The sequence below is a fragment of the Pseudomonas sp. 32_A genome, from assembly GCF_017490905.1.
GTDB classification, from domain to species: Bacteria; Pseudomonadota; Gammaproteobacteria; order Pseudomonadales; family Pseudomonadaceae; genus Aquipseudomonas; species Aquipseudomonas inefficax.
Genome location: NZ_JAFGYI010000223.1, coordinates 1 through 497, shown reverse-complemented (window position 1 = coordinate 497; position 497 = coordinate 1). Strand labels below are relative to the sequence as shown.

Annotated in this window: 1 protein-coding gene; it reads right to left on the bottom strand. The window is 63.6% G+C overall.

All coding sequences use genetic code 11. The features are described 5' to 3' along the window. Positions 1-497: tetratricopeptide repeat protein (locus tag J5M58_RS26400; protein ID WP_207880299.1), on the bottom strand; the 497-nt coding region annotated here is incomplete at both ends.

Sequence of the window (497 nt, the reverse complement as noted above, 5' to 3'; positions counted from 1 at the left end):
ATCCTCGCCGCGGTGTCGATCGACTTGGTCCAGTCCTTCTCGATCTCGTAGATCGTGAGGAGTGCGCGCTGCGCGTCGAGCGCGTAGTCCCCCTCGGCCAGCATGTGGAACGTCTCCTCCGCACGATCGAGCAGGCCCGCCTTCAGGAAGTCCTGGCCAAGCTCGAAGAGCGCGTGGTCGCGCTCGCTCACGGGCAGATCGTTGCGGCTCAGCAGATTCTGATGGACGCGGATCGCCCGGTCCGTCTCGCCGCGGCGGCGAAACAGGTTGCCGAGCGCGAAGTGCAGCTCGACCGTTTCGGGATCGAGCTTCGCGACTTCGATGAACGCATCGATCGCTTTGTCCGGCTGTTCGTTCAGCAGGAAATTCAGGCCGCGAAAATACGAGCGCGGCAGGTTCGCGCTCTCGGACAGCAGCTTGTTGAGGTCGTAGCGCGACGCCATCCAGCCGAGCGCGAACGCGACGGGAATGGCGAGCAGCCACCAGAAATCAAGATC